Below are 23,693 nucleotides of genomic sequence, written 5' to 3'. Positions count from 1 at the left end.
ATGAATCAGAAGGTAGACATCGCCGACCTGCACAAAGCCGCGATTGAAACGAACGAACCGTTGCTGCGACTGGACAATGTGAGCCGTAGCTTCATGGCCGGAGACCGCGAGGTCACTGTTCTCAAGCAAATCGACCTGACGATCCATACCGGCGAGCTGGTAGCGATCATCGGCGCGTCGGGTTCGGGCAAATCCACGCTGATGAACATTCTCGGCTGTCTGGATAACGCCAGTAGCGGCACGTACCGGGTCGCGGGTCAGCAAACCCGGGACCTCGATGATGATGCACTGGCAGCGCTGCGCCGTGACCACTTCGGCTTCATTTTTCAGCGTTATCACTTATTGCCGCATCTGGACGCCGTGCACAACACCGAGATTCCGGCGGTGTATGCCGGCACGCCCCAAGCCCGCCGACATGAGCGCGCCGAGCAGCTGCTGACGCGTCTGGGGCTGGGCGCGCATCTCGAACATCGACCAAGCCAGATGTCGGGTGGTCAGCAACAGCGTGTGAGTATCGCCAGGGCGTTGATGAATGGCGGACAGGTGATTCTTGCTGACGAACCCACTGGTGCACTGGACACCGCCAGCGGCAAGGAAGTCATGCGTATCCTGCTGGAGCTGCATGCGGCCGGTCATACGGTGATTCTGGTGACCCACGACCCCAAGGTCGCAGCCAACGCCCAGCGGATCATCGAAGTCAGCGACGGTGAAATCATCAGCGACCGGCGCACCGCGCCCGCCGCCCGGGTGATGGCCGAACCTGAACTTGCGCTGCCCGCCACGTCACAACGTCGGCTGGTCGCCAGTTTCGGCCTGTTTCGTGAAGCCTTCAATATGGCCTGGATCGCGCTGATTTCGCACCGCATGCGCACGTTGCTGACCATGCTCGGCATTATCATCGGCATCACTTCGGTGGTGTCGATCTCGGCAATCGGCGAAGGGGCCAAGCGTTACGTACTCAAGGACATTCAGTCGATCGGCAGCAACACCATAGATATCTATGCCGGCAGCAATTTCGGTGACAGCCGGGCCAAGTCGATCGAGACGCTGCTGCCATCCGACGTCACGGCGCTCAATCAGCTGTATTACATCGACAGCGCCACGCCGGTGGTCGGCAGAAGCATGCTGATCCGCTATCGCAACATTGACGTCGATGCTCAGCTCAACGGGGTCAGCAGCCGCTATTTCCAGGTGCGCAATATCCAGCTGGCGGCAGGGATCACGTTCAGTGATCAGGATGCACGTCGTCAGGCTCAGGTCGTGGTGCTGGACCACAACACCGCTCAGCGCCTGTTCGGCCCTGGCGTCGATCCGCTCGGAAAAGTGATTCTGATCGGCAAGCTGCCCTGTACCGTGATCGGCGTCACCAGCGATCACAAGAACCTGTTCATCGCCGGCAACACGCTCAACATCTGGATGCCCTATGAAACCGCTGCTGGTCGCGTACTCGGCCAGCGCCATCTGGACAGCATCAGCGTGCGTATCAAGGACGGCATGCCCAGCAAAGTGGTGGAAGAGCACATCAAGACCTTGATGCTGCAACGCCACGGCACCAAGGATTTCTTCACCAACAACCTGGACAGCGTCATGCAGACGGTGCAGAAAACCAGTCGCTCGCTGACGCTGCTACTGTCGCTGATCGCGGTGATATCACTGGTGGTTGGCGGTATCGGGGTGATGAACATCATGCTGGTGTCGGTGACTGAACGGACCCGGGAAATCGGCATCCGCATGGCGGTGGGTGCGCGGCAGTCGGATATCCGTCAGCAGTTTCTGGTGGAAGCGGTCATGGTCTGTCTGATCGGCGGGGTGATCGGCATCGGCCTGTCGTATGGCATCGGTTACCTGTTCACGCTGTTCGTCAAACAATGGGAAATGGTCTTTTCGATGGCTTCGGTGGTGACTGCCTTCGCCTGTTCGACGCTGATCGGTGTGCTGTTCGGTTTCGTGCCAGCGCGTAACGCTGCAAGGCTGGACCCTATCGAGGCGCTGGCACGGGATTGACCGATCGCTGTACTCACACCCCTGCGAAAACACCTTCGGGCGAGGCGTACATCCAGCGCATCAGCGAATTGCGGCCACTGATCCCCAACTTGACCGCAGCGCGGCGCTGGTAGCTGCTCACGGTGCTGACCTTGAGCGCCAGACGTTCGGCCTGCTCCACGGCGGTCTGACCAGCCAGCAGCCCAAGACAGACCTGCAGCTCGCGTTCGGACAGCATCAGGCCGGTTTCACGCAAGCGCTCGTGGAACCGGTCTTCAACGCCTTCGGGCTTCTTCGATTCAGCTTCGAGCGTGTTCAACTGCAGGGCGTCGACATGTTTTTCCAGAATCGAGAATAACAGCGGCGATATATCTTCCAGACGACGACGCTCGGTGACTGAAAAATCGTGAGACGGGCGACCACGAAAGGCCGTGATCTTGCAGCAATAGCTGGGTGATTCCTGAGCCGGGTTGAGCTGGATCGAATCGGTAAAGCGCGCGGCCGCGCGGGGCGATGTCACGGTTTCATTGAATACCGTGGCGACGCTGGCCTGTGGCGATTGCCAAGGCCTGGGCAGCAAGTAGAGGTGCGTGGCATCCACCGTGATCTGAGTGTTGATCAGTGCATGAAACATGCTCGAAAAGTTGCTGTTGCCGATGCTGGCTATGGCCCTGCCGATGTGCGGAAGTAGTGTAGGGGTCATCTTTCTCATCCATGATTTCGGAACTACTGACGTCTCTAAGACGCACGTACCAGCTTCCGGTCACACACTAATATTCTTAGTTAGTTGAACTAATCTACCTGAAAAAGATGACGATTTAGAGCATGTAAACATTAAGTTTCCCGACATGCACTGTTTTTTTACTGCCGGGATGATGCGTCAAAAACCAGCCTTTCGGTTCTCAAAGGCGGGCCTGAACCGCTGCCGAAAGCCGGCCGCCGGGACATTATCGGGTGGCCCCCGACACAGCCTTGTGTCAGGGACCTGGGGCAGCGCTACGCCAGCTCAGTGCGCAATTGCTGCGCCGCCGCAACCATGCCCGCCAGCGCGGCTTCGGTTTCCGGCCAGCCTCGTGTTTTCAATCCGCAGTCCGGGTTCACCCAGAGCCGTTGCGCAGGGATGCGTCTGGCGGCCTTGCGCAGCAGGTTCACCATCTCGGCGGTTTCAGGCACACGCGGCGAGTGAATGTCGTACACACCGGGCCCGATGTCGTTCGGGTAGTCGAAGGCTTCGAACGCGTCGAGCAGCTCCATGTCCGAACGCGAGGTTTCGATGGTAATGACATCGGCGTCCATGGCCGCAATGGATTCGATCACGTCGTTGAATTCGCTGTAGCACATATGGGTGTGGATCTGCGTGTCGTCGCGCACGCCAGAAGCACACAACCGGAACGCTTCCACGGCCCAGTCGAGGTACTCGTTCCATTGCGCGCGTCGCAGCGGCAGGCCTTCGCGAAATGCGGCTTCATCGATCTGCACGATTTTGATGCCGGCCGCTTCCAGGTCGACCACCTCATCGCGAATGGCCAGCGCCAACTGTCGGGCCTGGACCTTGCGCGATACATCTTCACGCGGGAATGACCACATCAGCATCGTGACCGGCCCGGTGAGCATGCCCTTCATGATCTTGTCGGTCTGCGCCTGAGCATAGCGGATCCATTCCACGGTCATGGCCTGCGGGCGGCTCAGGTCGCCGACGATGATGGCCGGTTTGACGCAGCGCGAACCGTAGCTCTGAACCCAGCCGAATCGGGTGAATGCATAGCCGTCCAGTTGTTCGGCAAAGTATTCGACCATGTCGTTGCGCTCGGCTTCGCCATGCACCAGCACGTCCAGCCCCAGACGCTCCTGAACCTGCACCGCATGACGAATTTCATGGTGCATGGCATCGGTGTAGTCGCCTACGGAAATCTTGCCCTGCTTGAACGCTTGCCGCGCCAGACGAATGGAGGACGTTTGCGGAAACGAGCCGATGGTGGTCGTCGGAAATGGCGGCAATGCCAATCGGGCGCGCTGCAGTTCGATTCGCCGGGCGAAAGCGGAATGACGCTGGCTGTCGGCCGCGCCAACCGCTGCCAGCCGTGCCTGAACCTCGGGTTTGTGAATTCGCTTCGAGCGCACGCGACTCGCCTGTACGGCTCGGCTGGCGTGCAGCGCCTGCTGAACGTCGAGGGCGCTGGCATCGACGGTTGCCTTGCTCAGGACCGCGATTTCAGCGCATTTCTGCACGGCAAAGGCCAGCCACTCTTTCAACTCCGGGTCCAGGCTGTCTTCGCTCGCCAGGTCCACCGGGCTGTGCAGCAACGAACAGGAACTGGACACCCACAGGCGCTCGCCCAACTGCTGGTGAGCCGTGTGCAGTTGCGTCAGCGCCTTGTCCAGATCGCATCGCCACACATTACGGCCGTTGACCACGCCGACCGACAGCACCTTGTCGACCGGATGGGCGTCCAGCACGCCAGCGAGTTGCTCGGGGGCTCGCACCAGATCGATGTGCAGACCGTCGACGGGCAGGTGGGAAGCCAGCGCGAGGTTGTCTTCCAGACCACCGAAATAGGTGGCGACGAGGGTCTTGACCGAAGAACCCTGCAACGCCCGGTAAGCTTGTCCGAATGCATCCTGCCAGTCGGCGGGCAGGTCCAGCGCGAGGATCGGCTCATCGAGCTGAACCCACTCGACGCCTTTGCCTGCCAGCCGTTCGAGAATCTCGGCATAGACCGGCAGCAACCGATCCAGCAACTGCAGCTTGTTGAAGTCATCCCCTTTGGCTTTGCCAAGCCACAGAAAGGTCAACGGGCCAATCAACACGGGCTTGATGGCATGGCCCAATGCACGTGCTTCATCGACTTCGTCGAACAACTGGTTCCAGCTCAGCCGGAAAGACTGATCGGCTGTGAACTCGGGTACCAGATAGTGATAGTTGGTGTCGAACCACTTGGTCAGTTCCTGAGCATGTTGCGTCGCGGGATGTTCACCGCAGCAGGCCGTACTTGCGCCGCGTGCCATTGCGAACAAGGTATCCAGCGTCGGCAGCGCATTGGCGTCCAGTGTCGAGGCAAACCGCCGCGGAATCACTCCAAGCGTCAGTGACTGACTCAAGACCTGGTCGTACCAGGCGAAGTCGCCCGCAGCAAGCAGCTCTATGCCTGCATCACGCTGCAATGCCCAGTGCCGGGCGCGCAGATCGCGGCCCACGGCCTGCAACGCATGCTGATCGATGTCGCCTTTCCAGTACGCTTCCAGCGCTTTCTTGAGTTCTCGGTCAGCGCCAATGCGGGGAAAGCCGAGGGAATGAGCCAATGCCATAGCAATACATCTCCAGTGCGATAAGTGGGTGCATTGTCGGCATTGACTGATCGTGAGACAAATTCATTGTTTTCTTGTTTTTCATGAAGAGTACTCATGTTCTAACGTGTCATGAAGTGTGGTCTTGCAGTGAACCAATGACCCGTCACGCGCAAATGTTTTCATCGCCAAGCGGCATAAGTTAATGACTAAACGGTCTTTTTTTTATTACTTAATGCGCTATATCGTCATCCGCCAATAACTCATCTTCATAAGGAAATACCCGATGCGGCGTCTGACAGCACTGGCAGTGGCGATCACACTCAGCAGTTCAGCCTGGGCGCTGACGCCTCCGGACACACTGGTGGTAGCGCGGTCGATTGACGATGTCGCCAGTCTCGACCCGGCAGAGAGTTTCGAGATCACCGCGACCAACACGCTGGCCAATATCTACCAGCGTCTGCTAGAGCCTGACCGCCAGAATCCTTCCAGTCTGGTCCCGGCGCTGGCCGCGCGTTGGGAGGCGGGCGGTGACGACAAGAGTCTGGTGTTCGAACTGCGCGACGGTGCGACATTCGCTTCCGGCAATCCGGTGCGCCCGGAAGATGTGATCTATTCACTGGGCCGCGTGGTCAAGCTGAACAAGACGCCTGCGTTCATTCTCGGTGAGTTGGGCTGGACCGCGGAAAACGTCGACAGCTTCCTGACCCGCGTCGATGAACGTCACGTCAAGATCACCTGGCCTGCGGCGGTGGGCAGCTCATTCGCCTTGAGCATCCTGTCGGCGACTCCGGTGGGTTTCATTGTCGATGCGGCAGAAGTCGAGAAGCACGCGCAAGGCACGGACCTGGGCAACGGCTGGTTGAAAAACCATTCCGCCGGGACCGGTGCCTATGCATTACGCACTTACATCCCTCATGAAGCGCTGGTGCTACAGGCCAATCCGCATGCCGCTCAGGCGCCGAAGCTGAAGACGGTGGTCATCAAGAACGTGACCGATCCGGCGACGCGGCGCCTGCTGGTGGTTCAAGGGGATGCCGATCTGGCGTTCGATCTGGGCGCCGACCAGTTCAGTGCGCTGGAAACCCAGAAGGGCGTGAGCGTGCAGCGCTTCCCGTCATCGATGATCTACTACCTGGGCGTCAACACCGGCAATACGCAGGTTCCCGCACTGAAGAATCCGGCTTTTTGGGAAGCAGCACGCTGGCTGGTGGATTATCAGGGCATTTCCAGAGACCTGTTGAAAAACCAGTACAGCGTGCATCAGGCATTTCTGCCGGCGGGCGTTGCCGGCTCGTTGAGCGACAAGCCGTTCAGGCTGGACGTGGACAAAGCCAAGGCCATCCTCAAGGCCGGTGGGATCGCAGCCGGCACCAAAGTGGAGTTGAGCGTCTTTAACCAACCGCCCTACACCGATATCGCCCAGGCGCTCCAGTCCAGTTTCGCCAAAGCCGACATCGATATCTCGGTACGGCCACTGGTCGAAAGCGAACTGTGGGCAAAGATGCGCAGTCGTGACTACCAATTGATCTTCACCTACTGGGGCATGGATTACCTGGACCCGCACTCGAACGCCAGCACCTTCACCTACAACGTGGCCAACGGGCCGAAAACCCTGGCCTGGCGAACTCAGTGGGACATCCCGCAGTTGAGTCAGGAAACCCGCGCAGCCGCAGCTGAACGCGACCCGCAAAAACGTCTCGCGCTGTATGGCCAGTTGCAGAAAGCGGTGCAGGACAGCTCGCCCTTCGTGGTCGCGCTGCAAGGGCAGAATCAGGTGGCGGTGCATGAAGGTGTGCAAGGTGTTCTGCAGAACCTCACTGTGTCGTTGCCGTACTTCGACCAGGTGAGCAAATCCAAGTGAGGGCAGGGGCGTCGCGCAGGGTCAACGTGGCTGTCGGTGGCGTGCTGTCGCTGTCGGTCACCTTGATCGGCCTGTTGTTCTTCACCTTCATGCTGACCAACTTGTCGCCGGTCGATCCCGCATTGCGGATTGCCGGCGATCACGCCAGTGAATCGACACTGGCTCAGGTGCGCAGTGACCTGGGGCTGGATCAAGCATGGCCGGCGCGGTTCGTTCATTACCTGAACGATCTGCGGCACGGTGATCTGGGTGTTTCCGTTACGTCCGGCCAGCCGGTGATGCAGGGCCTGAGTCGCGCCGTGCCCGCCACGCTGGAACTCGCCACGCTGGCCATCCTGCTGGGCAGCAGCCTTGGCCTGTCGCTAGGGTTGCTGGCCGCCTGGCGACCGGGCGGCTGGGTCGACGGGGCGGCGAGGCTGGTTTCGCTGATTGGCTATTCGGTGCCGATATTCTGGCTCGGGCTGCTCATGCTTCTGCTGTTCTATGCCCGTCTGCAATGGGCAGGCGGGCCGGGGCGACTGGACGACTCGTTTCTGTACAGCATCGAGCTCAGCAGCGGCTGGATGCTGTGGGACACCTGGCGATCGGGCGAAACAGGTGCGCTGGCCAATGCTTTCGCTCATCTGGTGCTGCCCGTGCTGGTGCTGGCCTTTCATTCCATGGCCGGGATTTGCCGCATGACGCGCTCGGCGTTGCTGGGCGAGATGGGCAAGGAATACGTAGTCACTGCACTGGCCAAAGGGGCAGGGCGTGGCCGGGTCTTGCTGCGCCACGCCTTGCCCAATGTGTCCGGGACGCTGGTCGTGGTGGTGGCATTGTCTTATGCGAGTCTGCTGGAAGGCTCGATTCTCACCGAGACGGTGTTCGCCTGGCCGGGCATCGGGCGCTACCTGACGACCGCACTGTTTGCCGGGGATGTGCCGGCGATTCTGGGTAGCACACTGGTGATCGGCCTGTGTTTCGTGGTGGTCAACGGCGTCGCCGATGTCTTGGCCGCAATGATCGATCCGCGCACGCGAGGGGTGTCATGAGTCTTTCCATACCGCTGAATGGCGTTTCTGTTTCGGGCCTTTGGCGTCGCTCGCCAGCACTGACGCTCGGCGTGTCGATGATCGGCCTGCTGGTCCTGGTTGCAGTGTTCGCGTCGCTGTTGAGTGGCTTTGATCCGAATGCACAGAACATTCAGGAACGCCTGCTGCCGCCCTCGACGACGCACTGGCTGGGCACCGACGCCTTCGGCCGGGATCTGTTCACCCGATTGCTGCATGGCACACGGCCTACTTTATTGCTGGTCTCACTGGTGTTGCTGTTGACGCTGCCGATCGGTGTCTTGATCGGCGTGACGGCAGGCTTCTATGGTGGCTGGACTGAACGGGTGCTGATGCGTGTGACCGACGTGGTCATGGGGTTTCCGCAACTGGTACTGGCCCTGGCGTTCGTGGCAATTCTGGGCCCCGGTCTGCTGAATGGCGCGCTGGCGTTGTCCCTGACGGCCTGGCCGGCCTATGCACGTCAGGCACGGGCGGAAACCAGCGTGCTGCGCAACAGCGATTACCTGGCAGCCGCGCATTTACAGGGCATACGAGGCTGGCGTCTGCTGATCGGACATGTGTTGCCGCTGTGCCTGCCTTCGGTGATCGTGCGCGTGGCATTGAACCTGGGCGGCATCATTCTCGCTGCCGCAGGGCTTGGCTTTCTCGGACTGGGTGTCGAACCGCCGATGGCGGAATGGGGGTCGATGGTGGCCGAGGGCAGTCGGGTGATCTTCGATCAATGGTGGGTCGCCGCAGCCCCCGGCATGGCCATCTTGCTGACGAGCCTGTCGTTCAACCTGCTGGGCGACGGCCTGCGCGACGCACTGGATCCCCGTCATGGCTGATGAATCATCGTTACTCGAAGTACGCGGTCTACGCATCGCGTTTCCCGGCCCTGAGGCGCAACCGATCGAAGTGGTCAAGGGCATCGACTTTACCGTCGGCACCGAAAAGGTCGCACTGGTCGGAGAATCAGGTTCGGGCAAATCGCTGACTGCCCGGGCGATCATGGGCCTGGTTGCCCGCCCGGGCCAGGTAAGGGCCGAACAGTTGAGTCTGGCCGGTGAGGACTTGCGTGGTCTGAGCCCCCGCCAATGGCAGCGTCTGCGCGGCACACGGCTTTCACTGGTGTTGCAGGACCCTAAATACTCGCTCAATCCGGTGCTCAGAATCGGCACTCAGGTCGAGGAAACACTGGTACTGCACACCCGTCTGGGGCGTCGTGAGCGTCGAGAGAAAGTGCTGGATATGCTCGACGCCGTCGGCCTGCCCAATCCGCAGGCGCTGTACGACCGTTACCCGCACGAATTGTCCGGAGGCATGGGCCAGCGCGTGATGTTGGCGGCGATGCTGATCAACGATCCCAGGTTGCTGATCGCCGACGAACCTACCTCGGCGCTGGACAGCAATCTTCGGGACCAGATGCTCGAATTGATTCTGGGGCTGGTCGAGCAACGCGGCATGGGCTTATTGCTGATCAGTCACGACCTGCCGCTGGTGGCGCGATACTGCGACCGGGCGCTGGTCATGTACCGCGGCACCATCGTCGACCGCTGCCGCGCTACGGAATTGGCCGCGGCGAACAATCCCTACACGCGTACGCTGTGGAGTTGTCAGCCTTCAGCGCTGACGTATGGTCATGCATTGCCGACTCTGGACCGCAGTCTGATCGAGGAACTGTCATGAACGCGGTGGATATTGACCATCTGAATGTCACCTTCAAGCGCGGAACCGGCCATTTCACCGCACTGGAAATCGACAGATTGCAGATCGGGTCCGGCGAATGTTTTGGTCTGATTGGCGGTTCCGGTTCCGGCAAGTCGACCCTGTTGCGGGTGCTTGCCGGATTGCACCGCAACTGGCAAGGCCAGGTGCAACTGCTCGGGCAGCCGCTCGTGGCACAGCGCGCATTCAAGGGCGCATTGCGTCAGCAGGTGCAAATGGTGTTTCAGGACCCTTATGCGTCGCTGCATCCGCTGCACCGGATTCGTCGCAGTCTGCGCGAGCCAAGGCAAGTCAATGGCTTGCCGTTCGACGACGCCAGCCTTATCGCATCACTGGAGCATGTCGGGCTGCCTGCCGAAACACTTGATCGCTATCCGCACCAATTGTCCGGCGGTCAACGACAGCGGGTGGCGATTGTCCGTGCGTTGCAATTGAACCCCGGATTGCTGTTGCTGGACGAGCCGACGTCGGCGCTGGACATGACCGTGCAGGCGGAAATACTCAATCTGCTGCAAGCGCTGCGCCGTGAGACGGGCATGACCATGATTCTGGTCAGCCATGACATGAACACCGTCGCGCACCTGTGCGACCGCGCGCTGTTGATCAGTCAGGGCCGTGTGCAGCAGCGCCTCGATCGTGACGCCCTGTCTCATCTGGCGGGTGGCGCCTGAAGCCCGATGACCCATCTGTGACGAGCGATACAGGGCCTGCGGCTGGGCATTTATGGAAAAAGAGCGTGGACTCGGGATATAACACTAATTAGAATGAGTCTCATTTGACACATCCATAGCGCAAGGCCTCTCGACATGATCGAAGCAGCGACGTCAACGGACCACTCCTTACATTCCCTGTACCGCGATCACCATGGCTGGCTCGAAAGCTGGTTGCGGCGGCGCATGGGCAATGCCTGGGATGCTGCGGATCTGAGCCAGGATACGTTTCTGCGTGTGCTGTCCAGCTCGCAGCAGATCGCCGACATGCACGAGCCTCGCGCCTATCTGCTGACGGTGGGCAAACGCCTGCTGAGCAACTTCTACACGCGCCGCAGCCTCGAGCAGGCTTATCTCGAAGCCTTGGCGCAGTTGCCCGAAGACAGCGTTCCTTCTCCCGAACAGCGCTGGCTGTTGCTGGAAACCCTGCAAGCGCTGGATGAACTGCTCGACGGTTTGTCCGCGGTGGTTCGTCGCGCATTTCTATTAAGCCAGCTCGAAGGCCTGGGTTACCGCGAAATCGCCGAGCGCCTGCAGGTTTCCGAGCGCACCATCAAACGTTACATGGCGCAGGCTTACGAGCACTGCCTGCTGGTGGACTGGTGATTCGTCCGGCACCTTCCAGCGAGGAACGCGAAGTCGCACGCAGGGCCGCGCAATGGCTGGCACTGCTGGAGTCCGGCGGGGCGAGCGACGAAGACCATGTCAAACTCCAGCACTGGCGTGACAGCGCCAGCAGTCATGAGCGTGCCTGGCAAAAGGCGCAACAGCTGCGCCAACGCTTTTTTGGTCTGCCTGCCAATCTGGCGATGGCCACCCTGGATCGTCCCGACAAGGCACGCCGCGCCGCACTCAAGCGCGCACTGGGCGTCGCCACACTGGTGCCAGCCGCGTGGCTGCTTGGTCGCCAGTTGCCGCTGGATGTATGGCGCGCCGACCTGCAAACCTCCATCGGTGAGCACAAGCGCATGTCGCTGGTCGACGGCAGTACCTTGCAACTCAACACCGACAGTGCAGTGAATGTCGACCTGAACGCCCGTCGAGTCACGCTGGTCCGTGGCGAGATTGCCCTCAGTGTGCCCGGCAGTGCGTCGCTGACCATCGACAGTCCTTACGGGCGCATCGTCGTCAGCCGCAGCGAAGTCTGTGTCCGCCTCAACGAGCAGGATTGCCAGGTCTCGGTGGTCAGCGGCACGGTGCAGTTGCAGCCGCTGCAAGGTCCGCTCATGGACCTGCATGCGCGCCAACAGGTCAGCCTGCGGCGCGACGGAGCAGGTCAGGTCGGTGCTTTCGATGCCATGCTGCCTGGCTGGCGCGACGACGTGCTGACCGCGCAGAACCAGACGCTGGGCAATTTCCTGCGCGAACTCGGTCGGTACCGGCCGGGCTTGCTGCGTTGGGAACCCGAGCTGGAAACACTGCGGGTAACCGGCAGTTTTCGGCTCGACAATACCGACCGGATTCTCTCGTTGCTGGCGGCCAGTCTGCCGGTGGACGTCCACATGCGAACCCGCTATTGGGTCACGCTGGTGCCGCGCAAAAATCTTTCCGTAAAAAATAGTGCGTGAAGCCTGTCCCTTTTTTTTGCCTCACTGGTCATTCCAGTTAGTGAACAAAAATTACGAGAGCTTCCCTACATGTCCGCAGTGTCTCCTTATCGTTTACGTCCGTTGTTGAAATTCAGCCTCCTGCTGACGCTCAGTTCCAGCCCGCTGTTCGTTTCGACCAGTTGGGCCGAGAGTGCGGGTCGGCGCGCCTACGAAGTACCGGCTGGCAGCCTGGGTGCCGCGCTGACGCGCTTCGCCGGTCTGGCGGGCGTCAACCTGTCGGTAGACCCGGCGTTGGTGAACGGCCGCAACAGCGCCGGGCTTTCTGGGGACTTTGCCGTCGAGGAGGGCTTCGCACGACTGCTGCAAGGGTCCGGTCTGCAACTGATGCCGGTGGGCGAACAGGCGTACACGCTGGTTCCGGCCCCGAGCAGCGGCAGCCTGGAATTGGCACCAACCTCGATTCTGGGCGCTGGAGGCACAACGGACGGCGAGTCCTACGCCGGAGGTCAAGTGGCACGTCGTGGTTCGCAAGGTCTGCTCGGCTCGCGTGACTTCATGGACACGCCGTTCAGCATGACCACCTACACCCAGGAAGCGGTCAAGAACCAGCAGGCCCGCACACTGGGTGACCTGATCGCCAGCGACCCTTCGGTACGTGCAACCAACCCGGCAGGCGGACGTTACGAGCAGTTCACGATTCGCGGCTTGAGCCTGTTCAACAGTGACGTCTCCTACAACGGCCTGTACGGCGTGTTGCCGACGTATACGATCGACATGGAAATGGCCGAGCGGGTAGACATCCTTAAAGGCCCGAGCCAGTTGGTCAATGGCATCTCGCCGCGTGGCAGCGTCGGTGGCGGCATCAATGTGGTCCCCAAGCGCGCGACCGACAAGCCGATCACTGAATTTACCGGCAGCTACGCCTCCGACAGCCAGGTCGGCGGCGCGGTGGACATCGGCCGCCGGTTCGGCGATGAAGACAAGTTCGGTATCCGCTTCAACGGCGTCAAGCAGTCCGGCGACACCACCTGGGACCACCAGAGCGTAGATCGGGAAATGGCCGTGCTGGGCCTGGACTTTCGCGGCGAGCGTCTGCGACTTTCGACCGATATCGGACACACCGAGCGCAACACCGATGCGCCGCAGGAGCGCGTGCAGATTGGCCCCAACGCCAAGGTGCCCAATGCCAACGACGTGCGTGACAACTACGCGCAGGCCTGGAGCAAGGCGCGCACCGAAGACACCTTCGGCACCGTCAACGCCGAGTACGACGTCAACGATTCGGTGATGCTGTACGGCGGCGTGGGCGCGCGCAAAAGCGACCATGACTTCCTGCGCCACGCGGTATCGATCACCAATAACGCAGGCGACTTCAGTGTGCAGCCCCGCGATTTCACCCGTGACGAAAACGTGCGCACCGCCACGGCCGGTGTACGCAACTGGTTCAAGACCGGTCCGGTGAGCCATGAGGTTAACCTGGCCGCCAGCTATTTCTACATGGACTTCGAAAACGGCGGAGCCCGCTACGCCGCCGCGCCGAGCAACCTGTTCAATCCCGTCGACACCCCGACACCGGCCAATCCGACACGCAGAGATGCCGAGGTCTACACCGAAAACCGTTTCAGCGGCCTGGCGCTGTCCGACACACTGGGTTTCTTCGATGACCGTCTGCTGTTGACGCTAGGAGCCCGCTGGCAGCGCGTCCAGGTCGACGACTGGACCGACAACGTCAAAGGCGACACGTCTTACGATGAAGAAAAAGTCTCACCTTCCGGCGGCATCCTTTACAAGGTGACCGATGAGCTGTCGGTGTACGCCAACTACATGGAAGGTCTGAGCCAGGGCAAGATCGCGCCGTCGACCTCGATCAACGAAGACGAGATATTCCCGCCCTTCATCAGTCGTCAGGTCGAGGTCGGTGCCAAGTATGACCTGGGATCGTTCGCCTTCACCGCCAGCGCATTCCGCATCAAGCAGCCAGCCTATGAAACCAACGCAACGTCGCGAGTGTTTGGCCCCAACGGTAAGCGTGAAAACAATGGTGTCGAGCTGACCATGTTCGGCGAACCGCTCAAGGGCTTTCGTCTGCTGGGTGGTGTGATGTACATCGACAGTGAGCTGACCAACACCACCGGCGGCGCGTTCGACGGCAACAGCGCGCCGGCCACACCCAAATACAACGTCAACGTCGGGGCTGAATGGGACGTGCCGACCGTTCAGGGTCTGACGCTGACCGGGCGGGGCATATACACCAGCTCCCAGTATCTGGATCAGGCCAACAGCAAGGAAATCGATTCTTCGGAGCGTTTTGACGTCGGTGCACGGTACGCCTTCAAGGTCGATCAGAAGACGGTCACGCTGCGGGCCAACGTCGAGAACGTCATGGACAAGCGCTACTGGAGTTCGGCAGGCGCGTCGGATGACAGCGAGCCCGGCCTGACACTTGCTACCCCGAGAACTTACCTGCTTTCAGCCACCATCGGTTTCTGACGGCGCTCATAACGCGCAGCCCAGGGACGGGCTCCGGCGCTTCAGAATCCACTGCGGACCGACTCTGCGGGAGAGAGAACGCCATGTACGTCAATCGTTAAAAGGTTTTATATAACTGCGGGCGTGTGCGCCGGTCATACCGGCGTGATTCGTCTCGAATATCAAGTCGCGGGAAAGTGGCATTTTGATAATAACCGACATGTTGATCGGCGTTTAAGTGCGCGCGTAATAATCAAGTATCCGATGCGGAGCGCCACACTGTTAAATTCAAGATTAATTCTCGTCACACACTTGCACTTTCCTGGAAATGAGAATAGTTTTCATCCCGAACTTAGCGAGGGTTAACAGATGTTGAATGATGGCTTATTGCACTCTACTACGTCGCAGAAAACCAATGCCAACTATCTGGCTCGTCAGGCCAAGTTTGAATCCAATGTGCGAAGTTATCCGCGCAAGTTGCCATTGGCGATAGCGAAGGCACATGGGCTTTGGGTCACGGACGTTGAAGGCACCACTTACCTGGACTGTCTGGCGGGTGCCGGAACGCTTGCGCTGGGGCACAACCATGAAGCAATCATGGCCAGCCTGGACAGCTTCCTGACTTCGGGAATGCCCATGCATACCCTGGACCTGACCACGCCGGTCAAGGATGCATTCAGTGAAATGCTGCTCAGCCTGCTGCCCGGTCAAGGCCGCGATTACTGCCTGCAGTTCTGTGGGCCGTCCGGAGCGGATGCGGTGGAAGCCGCGCTCAAGCTGGCCAAGACTGCCACCGGTCGCCAGAACATCATCAGCTTTTCCGGTGCCTACCACGGCATGACGCACGGCGCGCTGGCGCTGACCGGCAACACCGGGCCAAAAAATGCGGTCGGCGGTCTGATGCCGGGCGTGCAGTTCCTGCCGTATCCCCACCAATACCGTTGCCCGCTGGGCATTGGTGGCGACGCCGGAACCGAGGCGCTGAGTTACTACTTCACCCAGTTCATCGAAGATGTCGAGAGCGGTGTGTCGTTGCCTGCGGCGGTTATTCTGGAAGCAGTGCAAGGCGAGGGCGGGGTCAATCCCGCGCCTGACAGCTGGCTGCGGCAGATTCGCGAGGTGACCCGCAAGCACGGCATTCTGCTGATTCTCGATGAAGTACAGGCCGGTTTCGGGCGCACTGGCAAGCTGTTCGCTTTCGAGCACGCCGGGATCGAGCCGGACATCATCGTCATGTCCAAGGCCGTCGGCGGTGGCCTGCCGCTGGCGGTACTGGGCATCAAGCGCGAGTTCGACGCCTGGGCACCGGGCAATCATTCCGGCACCTTCCGCGGCAACCAGATGGCGATGGCCACCGGTCTTGCGACCCTCGAAGTGCTGCAACGTCAGAACCTTGCCTACCAGGCCGACAAGCGCGGCCAGTGGCTCAAGGATCAACTGACCCTTCTGCAACAGCGTTACCCGGCGATGGGTCAGGTGCGCGGGCGCGGTCTGATGCTGGGCATCGAGATCGTCGACGAGCGCAAACCCGCCGACCGTATCGGCAGTTTCCCCATGGACCCGGAACTTGCGCTGGTCATTCAACAACAGTGCTTCAAACATGGCCTGCTGCTTGAACGGGGTGGACGCAATGGTAATGTCATCCGGTTATTGCCACCGTTGATCATCACCGATGAGCAATGCACGTTGGTAATCCAGCGTTTCGACGATGCAATCAAGGCCGCAATTTCCCAGTTGCGCTATTAACTGCAACGTGCACTGACAGCCTGTAATGAACAGGCATTGTCATGCCGCAAACTTTCAATCAGCACACAGGGTGTACTTGTTTCTGGAGTCCTGTCGGGTGGCGTGTTGCTGCCTGATGCTTCATTAAAGTCCCCACGTTGTTATTGCAGCAGGTGAATATTCACCGCCGTGTTGCAACGTCACTTAAACAGTAAGCGTAAAGCGACTGTGGAGCAGACATGACCAATACCGATCGCACCGTTTTATCTAACATGGTGAGCGAGCTGGCGACGACACGCGCGTTACTCAATTGCCTGATAAAGGAATTTGCACTGCCGCAGGACTGCCTTCGTTACACCTGGCCACTCGGTATGCAGGGCATTGCGCCCGGCAGCTTTGTCGATGGCGGCCAATGGAAAGGCATTCCGCTGACCATCAGCCTGCCCAATCAACAACAGTTCTTCGTGTTGGTCGACCGTCGCGACGGTCTGGGCAGCCATCGTTACCTGTCCGATGTGTATGCACGGCGTGGGCAGGGGGTCTGGCAATGCCCGGCATTTGCTGATTTCGTCAAGCAGTTGCTGAGCGCCTGCGAGTACATGACCCGGGCCAGCAACGATGAACTACTGGATCAAGTGATGCAGAGCCAGCAGCTCACCGCTGCGATCGTGGCGCATAACATGACTGGCGAGCACCCGCAGCCGTTGAGCGGTTATCTGGCCAGCGAGCAAGGTCTGTGGTTCGGACATCCCAATCATCCGGCACCCAAGGCGCGCCTGTGGCCCAAGCACCTGGCGCAGGAAACCTATGCCCCCGAATTTCAGGCCAGGACCGCGCTACACCTGTTCGAAGTACCGGTGGAAGGGCTACGCATTACCGCCAACGGCTTGAGCGAAAGCCAGGTCATGGCCGGGTTTGTCGATCAGACCCGGGCGCGTCCAGGCCATGCGCTGATTTGCATGCATCCGGTGCAGGCCGAGTTGTTCATGCAGGACCGTCGTGTGCAACGCTTGCTGGAGCTGGGCGAACTCACCGACCTTGGCACCAGCGGACCGCTGGCCAGCCCGACGGCTTCCATGCGCACCTGGTACATCGAAGACCACGACTATTTCATCAAGGGTTCGCTGAACGTACGTATCACCAACTGCGTGCGCAAGAACGCCTGGTACGAGCTGGAAAGCACGCTGATCATCGATGAGTTGTTCCAGCGCCTGCAGCAGACCCGGCCGGAAACCCTCGGCGGATTGTCCGCTGTCGCCGAACCGGGCTCCATGAGCTGGGCACCGAAAGGAACCAGTGAAACCGATGCGCACTGGTTTCGTGAACAGACCGGGGCGATTCTGCGTGAGAACTTCTGTCGTCGTGCCGGTGCCGACCGCAGCGTGATGGCCGGCACTCTGTTTGCCCGCGACCTGCGTTCCCGGCCGCTGGTGCACGATTTTCTGCAGAGCTTCAAAGGTGCTGCGCTTACCGATGACGACCTGCTCCTGTGGTTCGACGCTTACCAGGCGCTGCTGCTGCGGCCGGTCATGGCGCTGTTCTTCAACCACGGCATAGTCATGGAGCCGCACCTGCAGAATGCCGTGTTGATCCACGATAACGGCCAGCCTCGGCAATTGCTGTTGCGCGATTTCGAAGGCGTCAAACTGACCGACGAACTGGGCATCAAGAATATCGAGGCGGGTCTGCACCCGCGCATCCGCCAGTCGCTGCAGTACAGCCGCGAGCAGGGCTGGAGCCGCATCACTTACTGCCTGCTGATCAATAACCTGTCCGAAGCTGTGCTGGCCCTGAGCTGGGATCGCGCGCACCTTGCGCCGCTGATGTGGCAGCGGGTCGAACGCCAATTGCGCTGCATCCGCGAAGAACTGGTGCGCCCGGCACCGGAACTGGATGCGCTCATCGCCGGCGATTCGATTGCCTGCAAGACCAACCTCAAGGTGCGTCTGGCGGCCAAGGCCGATCGCGAGGCCAACTATGTGCGACTCGCATCACCCTGGGGTGAGGACGCACGTTATGCCAAGGAGGCGCGTTATGCATAAGTTGCCGGACGCAGTACGTGTCGCGATTGACGAGGCGCGCGCCCTTGAAACCGATCCGCTTGCAGCGTTCATCTATGACCTGGACGCCCTCGAACGGCATGTCAGCGACGTGATGGCCGCATTGCCCTCAGGCGTAGAGCTGTATTACGCGATCAAGGCCAACAGCGAAGCGCCGGTGCTGGCGACGCTGGCTCCGCTGGTCAGCGGTTTTGAAATCTCCTCGGGAGGCGAGATCGAGCGGGTGATGGCCTGCCCGATACGCAAGCCTTACGTGTTCTCCGGTCCTGGCAAGCTGGACTCCGACCTGCGCTGGGCCTTGCTCAACAAGGTTGAAGCGTTGCATGTCGAGAGCCTCAACGAAATCGAACGCCTGCAATACCTGGCGAGCGAGGTCGGGCGCGTGCAGCCGGTGTTCATCCGGATCAATCCACAACTGCCGCCGCAGCAGTCGAGCAAACTGGCGATGGCCGGCACCGCCACGCCGTTCGGCATCGACGAAGCGGATCTCGCCGAAGCCGTGCAGCGCGTCGACAGTGCCAGCCACCTGACGCTTAAGGGCTTTCATGTGCACGCCATGTCGCACCAGTTGTCGGTCGAACGTCACGAGCAACTGATCGATTTCTACCTGCAACGCTGGCCACAGTGGAAGGCGCTGACCTGCCATCCCGATCAGGTCACTCACTTCAATGTCGGGGGTGGCATTGGTGTGGATTACCTCACCGGACAACGTTTCGACTGGCAGCGTTTTTGCCGTTATCTGGAAAAACGCCTGGGCGAGCAGGCCGATGCACCGGTGCTGCGCTTCGAACCGGGTCGTTTCATCAGCGCCTACTGTGGCTACTACGCGATTGAGGTGCTGGACATCAAGACCAGTCACGGCGAGCACTTTCTGGTCTGTCGGGGCGGTACCCATCAATTCCGGCTGCCGGTTGCCCAGAGTCACGATCATCCGGTGATTCACCTGCCAGGCATACCGCAGACTGCCGAGTCAGAAGAGCGGGCCTGCACCGTGGTCGGTCAGTTGTGCACGCCCAAGGATGTGCTCAGTCGCAGGCATCCGTTCAAGGGGGTCGGCATTGGCGATATTCTGGTGCTGCCGCTGGCGGGCGCTTACGGCTTCAACATTTCCCATGTGGATTTCCTCTGCCATCCGCGCCCGGCGCAGCACTTCGTGCGCGGCGGTGAACGGGTTACGGAGGGCGATCGGTGAAGCCCGGCTTCAACGTCCCACGCAGTTGGGTGGTGATCAACGTACTGCTCGGCACGCTAACCGTGAGCCTGAGCAACAGCTCGCTCAACCCGGCGCTGCCCACGTTCATGGAGGCGTTCCGGATCGGCCCGATGATGGCCACCTGGATCGTCGCCGCGTTCATGACCAGTATGGGCATGACCATGCCGCTGACCGGTTTTCTCAGCCAGAGGGTCGGGCGCAAGCGCCTGTATCTGTGGGGTGTGGCACTGTTCATCGGAGGTTCGCTGCTGGGCGCGCTGGCCGACTCGATTGCATGGGTGATCGCGGCGCGGGTGGTGCAGGGCGTGGCCAGCGGCCTGATGATTCCGCTGTCGCTGGCAATCATCTTTGCGGTTTACGAAAAGCATGAACGGGGCAGGGTGACCGGGCTCTGGAGCGCGGCCGTGATGCTGGCCCCGGCACTGGGTCCGTTGTGCGGCAGCTTGCTGCTGGAGTGGTTCAGCTGGCGCTCGCTGTTTCTGATGAATGTGCCCATCGGCCTGCTGGCTCTACTGCTGGGTATCGGCGTGCTGCCAGCCTCCGAGCCGCCTGAACGCAAGCCGTTCGATCTGGTGGGCTACCTGCTGATTGCCGGCGGCATCGGGCTGCTGATGATTGCCATCAGTCGCATGCACCATGCCGAAGCGCTGCGGGATCCGTTCAATCAGATGATGGTGCTGGTGGCCGTGGTCTGCCTGATCGCTTTCGTGCACGTTGAATTGCGTCGCGAGGCGCCGTTGTTGAACCTGCGTTTGTTCAACCTGCGCGGTTACCGGATGAGCGTGATCATCGCTGTGGTGCAATCGGTCGGCATGTTCGAGTGTCTGGTGCTGCTGCCTTTGCTGGTCCAGACCGTGCTGGGCTACAACCCGATCTGGACCGGGCTGTCACTGTTGTGCACCGCAGCGTTTGCCAGCCTGTTCGGCCAGTGGGGCGGCAGGGCGCTGGACCGCCACGGTCCACGCACGGTGGTCGCCATCGGTCTGCTGTTGACCGGTTTTTCGACCCTCGCGCTGGGCCTGCTCAAGGCCGACGCGGCCATTGGCGTGGTGTTCGTCCTGATGATGATTCGTGGTGCCGGTCTGGGTCTGTCTTACATGCCTGTCACCACGGCCGGCCTCAACGTTTTGCCCGAGCCGATGGTCACGCAAGGTGCCGCGATGAACAACATTTCCCGGCGTCTTGTCGCGTCGCTGGGCATCGTCATCGCCTCGCTCTGGCTGGAATTTCGCCTGAACTCGGGTGGGCCGGCCGCCACGCCGTCGGCGATCAGCGAAGTCTTCATCGCCACCGGCGTACTCATTCTGCTGGCACTGCCCTGTGCCTGGCGCTTCCCCCTTAACGACACGCGCGCCGAGGCCCAGCCCGACGCCGTGGAAACCCGATAATTTTTCGTTCGAGGTATGAACATGGCAACCCCTTTACCGCTGAATCCGTCACCACTGATGTCGTCGTCGCCGAGTCAGAAAGTCGCACCGACCCAAGTCACCGGCGCGTGGCTGGCGGGCATTGACGCGGGGATCTATGAAAAGGTCCAGCGCCGTGTCATTGGCCAGTTGTTGCAGACGCTGCTCTACGAGGCTGCGTTGCCCTACACCTGCGTGTCACTGAACGAGCAGCGACACATGTTCGTGGTTGCCTTGCAGGATGCCGAGCAGAGTCCGGTGGAGTACCGCTGTAACGGTCTGCTCAGTGCCAGTTTCGAACTGATCCGGCTGGATCACGCCAGCCTGGAGCGCGTCGACAAGAATGGCAGGCGCAGTGTGCCGGACCTGCATCTGGCCTTGGCCGAGCTGCTCAGCCCGTTCAAGGACAGTCCACACCTGGCGCGTTTCATTCAGGAAATCGAGCAGACCCAGCTCAAGGACCTGCAAGCCCGTAACCAGGGCTATCAGCCAGCAAAACCCGCGCATCAGCTGGATGTCGATGCGCTGGAACAGCACTTCATGGACGCCCACAGTTATCACCCGTGCTACAAGTCGCGAATCGGCTTTTCGCTGGCTGACAACGTTCGCTACGGGCCTGAATTCGCGTCGCCCATTGCCGTGGTCTGGCTGGCGGTTGCCCGGCCCCATGCATCGGTCGGCCACGTTCGCAGCATGGATTTTCCGGCGTTCGTCCGTGAGGAACTGGGCGAGCAGCGCTGGCAGACATTCGAGCAGAAGCTGGCCGCGCAGGGCAAATCCATCGACGACTACCAGTTGATGCCCGTGCACCCATGGCAATGGGACAACCTCACGGTGTCGACCTTCTTCCCGGAACTGGCCAGCGGCGAGCTGATTTACCTGGGCACGTCAGCCGATGTGTACCAGGCTCAGCAGTCGATCCGCACGCTTGCCAACGTCAGCGACCCGAAGAAGCCTTACGTCAAGCTGTCTATGAGCATGACCAACACTTCGAGTACGCGGATTCTGGCCCGGCATACGGTACTGAACGGGCCGATCATCGCCGACTGGCTGCAACACCTGATTGGCACCGACAGCACCGCTCGCGAGCTGGATTTCGTGATCCTTGGTGAGGTGGCCGGTGTCAGCTTCGACTACCGTCATCTGCCGGAATCGCGCTCGGCGCAAACCTACGGCACGTTGGGCGCGATCTGGCGCGAAAGTTTGCATCAGTACCTCAGAGCCGACGAGCAGGCGGTGCCGTTCAATGGGCTGAGCCATGTGGAAAACCGCTATGGCACGGGCAAGCAGTCTCCATTCATTGACGCCTGGGTCCGTCAGTACGGACTGAAAAAGTGGACCCGGCAATTGTTGCAGGTCACAGTGCCACCGATCATTCACATGCTCTACGCCGAAGGCATCGGCATGGAATCCCACGGTCAGAATATTGTGCTGATCGTCAAGGATGGCTGGCCGCAGCGGATTGCGCTCAAAGACTTCCATGACGGCGTGCGCTACTCGCCGGCCCATCTGGCGCGCCCAGAGCTGTGTCCGGAACTGGTACCGCTGCCTGCCAGCCACGCAAGGCTCAATCGCAACTCGTTCATCATCACCGACGATGTCGATGCGGTGCGCGACTTCTCCTGCGACTGCTTCTTCTTTATCTGCCTGGCCGAGATGGCCATTTTCCTGCGCCAGCACTACGAGCTGGAGGAGGCAATGTTCTGGCAGATGACCGCCGAGGTCATCCTTGCCTACCAGCAAGCGCATCCGCAGCACCGTAACCGTTATGCACTGTTCGATGTGTTTGCGCCGACCTACGAAGTGGAAGAGCTGACCAAGCGCCGCCTGCTGGGCGATGGTGAACGTCGCTTCAGGTCAGTGCCCAACCCGTTGCACGTTTACAGGCCGCAATGATGCTCAGGACCAATACCCTCAAAAGCAGGCTCGGTAGCGGTCAGCCGGTGTACGGCCTGATCAGCTCGATTCCGGCACCTGTCGCCATAGAATTGATCGCCGAAGCCGGTTTCGACTTCGTGATCATCGACATGGAGCACGTGCTGATCAACCCGGAAACCGTGGAAAACATGATCCGCGTCGCCGAGAGCTACAACCTGACGCCATTGGTACGGGTCGCCGATCTGAACCCGAAAACTCTGCTGCGCCTGCTTGATGGCGGTGCTCAGGGCATCGTTTTGCCAATGATCGAAAGCCCCGAACAGCTGGCCGACGCCATCGCCGCCTGCAAGTACCACCCGCTGGGGCATCGCAGCCTCAACGCGGGTCGTCCTGGCTCGTTCGGCAAACACAGCCTGGCGCAGTACGTGGAAGCGGCCAACCAACAGATCATGGTGGTGGCCATGATCGAGAGCGCCGAAGGCGTACGCCGGGCTGCCGAGATTGCCGCAGTGCCGGGGCTGGACATGATTCTGGAAGGCGCGGCCGACCTGTCGCAGTCGTTGGGCACACCCTGGCAGATCGAACAGCCCGCCGTGCAGCAGGGCTTGTTCGACGCGTGGCAAGCCGCAAAGGCCGCCGGTGTTCCGTATTGCGCGATTCCTCGTCAGCCCGGCGACGCCGCCCGCTGGCAGGCTCGCAGTGTTAACGCCTTTGTTCTGGGGGACGAGCGCGGGATTGCTTTCCGTGCGCTTCAGGCCCGCCTGACTCAACATTCTGTAGAAGGAAACTGA

17 protein-coding genes are annotated in these 23,693 nt (G+C 60.6%); 15 read left to right on the top strand and 2 right to left on the bottom strand.

Translation table 11 applies throughout. The annotated features are described in order from the left end of the window. Complete coding sequence (locus BZK31_RS15565) at positions 1-2,004, top strand: MacB family efflux pump subunit (protein ID WP_083183852.1); 2,004 nt, start codon at positions 1-3, stop codon at positions 2,002-2,004. 13 nt (positions 2,005-2,017) lie between these two features. Here the strand turns inward: BZK31_RS15565 and BZK31_RS15560 are convergent, their stop codons facing one another. Together BZK31_RS15560 and metE are read right to left on the bottom strand one after the other, a co-directional pair. After that, positions 2,018-2,686 (bottom strand): helix-turn-helix transcriptional regulator, encoded by a 669-nt coding sequence (locus BZK31_RS15560; RefSeq protein ID WP_083183851.1) that lies wholly within the window; start codon positions 2,684-2,686, stop codon positions 2,018-2,020. A 293-nt stretch (positions 2,687-2,979) separates the two neighbouring features. Next, the gene (gene metE, locus BZK31_RS15555) at positions 2,980-5,289 is read right to left on the bottom strand and encodes a 5-methyltetrahydropteroyltriglutamate--homocysteine S-methyltransferase (protein ID WP_083183850.1); all 2,310 of its coding nucleotides are present in this window, start codon (positions 5,287-5,289) and stop codon (positions 2,980-2,982) included. Positions 5,290-5,554: 265 nt separating this feature from the next. Here metE and BZK31_RS15550 point away from each other — a divergent pair, with 265 nt between their 5' ends. The 14 genes from BZK31_RS15550 (at position 5,555) to BZK31_RS15485 (ending at position 23,693) form a co-directional block, all read left to right on the top strand. Continuing rightward, on the top strand, positions 5,555-7,132 hold the full coding sequence (locus BZK31_RS15550; protein WP_083183849.1) for an ABC transporter substrate-binding protein: 1,578 nt from the start codon (positions 5,555-5,557) through the stop codon (positions 7,130-7,132). After that, entirely contained in the window at positions 7,129-8,163 is a 1,035-nt protein-coding gene (locus tag BZK31_RS15545) for an ABC transporter permease (RefSeq protein WP_208617207.1), read from the top strand. The genes BZK31_RS15550 and BZK31_RS15545 overlap by 4 nt, the downstream gene beginning before the upstream one ends. Then, positions 8,160-9,011: an ABC transporter permease gene (locus BZK31_RS15540; protein ID WP_083183847.1), complete on the top strand. Its 852-nt coding sequence runs from the start codon at positions 8,160-8,162 to the stop codon at positions 9,009-9,011. Before BZK31_RS15545 ends, BZK31_RS15540 begins: the two co-directional genes overlap by 4 nt. Continuing rightward, on the top strand, positions 9,004-9,852 hold the full coding sequence (locus BZK31_RS15535) for an ABC transporter ATP-binding protein (RefSeq protein ID WP_083183846.1): 849 nt from the start codon (positions 9,004-9,006) through the stop codon (positions 9,850-9,852). The genes BZK31_RS15540 and BZK31_RS15535 overlap by 8 nt, the downstream gene beginning before the upstream one ends. Next, on the top strand, positions 9,849-10,562 hold the full coding sequence (locus BZK31_RS15530) for an ABC transporter ATP-binding protein (RefSeq protein ID WP_083183845.1): 714 nt from the start codon (positions 9,849-9,851) through the stop codon (positions 10,560-10,562). The genes BZK31_RS15535 and BZK31_RS15530 overlap by 4 nt, the downstream gene beginning before the upstream one ends. 135 nt (positions 10,563-10,697) lie before the next feature. Beyond that, positions 10,698-11,207: a sigma-70 family RNA polymerase sigma factor gene (locus tag BZK31_RS15525; protein WP_083183844.1), complete on the top strand. Its 510-nt coding sequence runs from the start codon at positions 10,698-10,700 to the stop codon at positions 11,205-11,207. Beyond that, entirely contained in the window at positions 11,204-12,169 is a 966-nt protein-coding gene (locus tag BZK31_RS15520) for a FecR domain-containing protein (RefSeq protein WP_083183843.1), read from the top strand. The genes BZK31_RS15525 and BZK31_RS15520 overlap by 4 nt, the downstream gene beginning before the upstream one ends. Positions 12,170-12,238: 69 nt before the next feature. After that, complete coding sequence (locus BZK31_RS15515; RefSeq protein WP_083183842.1) at positions 12,239-14,641, top strand: TonB-dependent receptor; 2,403 nt, start codon at positions 12,239-12,241, stop codon at positions 14,639-14,641. A gap of 348 nt (positions 14,642-14,989) precedes the next feature. Beyond that, positions 14,990-16,366, top strand: coding sequence for a diaminobutyrate--2-oxoglutarate transaminase (locus tag BZK31_RS15510; protein ID WP_083183841.1), 1,377 nt, complete (start codon positions 14,990-14,992; stop codon positions 16,364-16,366). Positions 16,367-16,584: 218 nt separating this feature from the next. After that, positions 16,585-18,387, top strand: a complete 1,803-nt coding sequence (locus BZK31_RS15505; RefSeq protein ID WP_083183840.1) for an IucA/IucC family protein — start codon at positions 16,585-16,587, stop codon at positions 18,385-18,387. Then, the gene (locus BZK31_RS15500) at positions 18,380-19,597 is read left to right on the top strand and encodes a type III PLP-dependent enzyme (RefSeq protein ID WP_083183839.1); all 1,218 of its coding nucleotides are present in this window, start codon (positions 18,380-18,382) and stop codon (positions 19,595-19,597) included. The genes BZK31_RS15505 and BZK31_RS15500 overlap by 8 nt, the downstream gene beginning before the upstream one ends. Then, complete coding sequence (locus tag BZK31_RS15495; RefSeq protein ID WP_083183838.1) at positions 19,594-21,006, top strand: DHA2 family efflux MFS transporter permease subunit; 1,413 nt, start codon at positions 19,594-19,596, stop codon at positions 21,004-21,006. The genes BZK31_RS15500 and BZK31_RS15495 overlap by 4 nt, the downstream gene beginning before the upstream one ends. A 21-nt stretch (positions 21,007-21,027) precedes the next feature. After that, positions 21,028-22,920: an IucA/IucC family protein gene (locus tag BZK31_RS15490; RefSeq protein WP_083183854.1), complete on the top strand. Its 1,893-nt coding sequence runs from the start codon at positions 21,028-21,030 to the stop codon at positions 22,918-22,920. Further along, the gene (locus BZK31_RS15485; protein WP_167377986.1) at positions 22,920-23,693 is read left to right on the top strand and encodes an HpcH/HpaI aldolase family protein; all 774 of its coding nucleotides are present in this window, start codon (positions 22,920-22,922) and stop codon (positions 23,691-23,693) included. Before BZK31_RS15490 ends, BZK31_RS15485 begins: the two co-directional genes overlap by 1 nt.

This window comes from Pseudomonas floridensis (genome assembly GCF_002087235.1).
GTDB classification, from domain to species: Bacteria; Pseudomonadota; Gammaproteobacteria; order Pseudomonadales; family Pseudomonadaceae; genus Aquipseudomonas; species Aquipseudomonas floridensis.
The sequence above is the reverse complement of the archived record's forward strand: the minus strand, read 5'-3'. Positions and strand labels throughout refer to the sequence as shown.